Below are 886 nucleotides of genomic sequence, written 5' to 3' on the forward strand. Positions count from 1 at the left end.
GGCACGATTTTTAACAATTTTGATAATCCGATTAACCCCTTCGGCGACAGCATTGGTCAGTCTACTAGCCACATAGGGTAAGATGCGGTGGCTGTGTTTGCGGATCATTTTGACGAAATCGCGCATCGGTTGTAGCCTGGATTTTAACGCAATTGTTGTCCAACGTTTCAAAAAGCGTTTAGCGGCCCAGGTTGCCTTATAGTCCCAGAAGCGTTCAAATTCATCTTTGAGCACCCAAGCACGGTGTATGCGGCGATTGCCTTTTTTAAGTGCATTGAGGATGCGCGTATCATATCTATTTCTTTTGGAGGAATGCTTATACAGCAACCATCGTAATCCTTTGAGGGCTTTACGCTCATCGGCAGCCGCCTGCCGCCACTGTTGTTTACGCACCTCATCGACGGCTTCATTGAGCGCTTTGGCAATATGAAAACGGTCCAACACCAAGGTGACATTTGGGCAATGATATTCGATGGCGGTGATGTAAGCTTGGCTCATATCACAGCTCGCCCATCGGATGTGGCGTTTTTGGAAATCACTGAGCGCCTCATCAAAGAATTGATCGATGGTTTCACGGCCTTTGCCTTTGCCGACCCAAACAACGCGAGCTTTTTTCAGATCATAGACGATAGTGGCGTATTTATGCCCTTTACAGTAGGAGATTTCGTCAATACCGATCGTTTTCAGATCTCTGATGCGATGGTTTTGCCTGGCGCGAGCAACCGAGCGATGCAGCATATCCGACAGTGTGGGGGCGGCGATATGCAGCAACATGGCCGCGGCTTTTTGGGTCATGATTTGGCAGTATACAAGCATCGCAAATTCGAAGCGGTAAGTGATTCGTGAATGATTATCCGCCCAGGGGATATTTTCTTGAACCCGGCCA

The 886-nt window shown here is 48.3% G+C and carries 1 protein-coding gene; it reads right to left on the reverse strand.

The annotated features are described in order from the left end of the window. Positions 1–867, reverse strand: an 867-nt coding sequence (locus GY683_RS07365; RefSeq protein WP_297288119.1) for an ISL3 family transposase, incomplete at its 3' end; no start/stop codon positions are given. Positions 868–886: the final 19 nt, after the last annotated feature.

The organism is Moraxella sp. (genome assembly GCF_024227015.1).
Lineage (GTDB): Bacteria > Pseudomonadota > Gammaproteobacteria > Pseudomonadales > Moraxellaceae > Moraxella.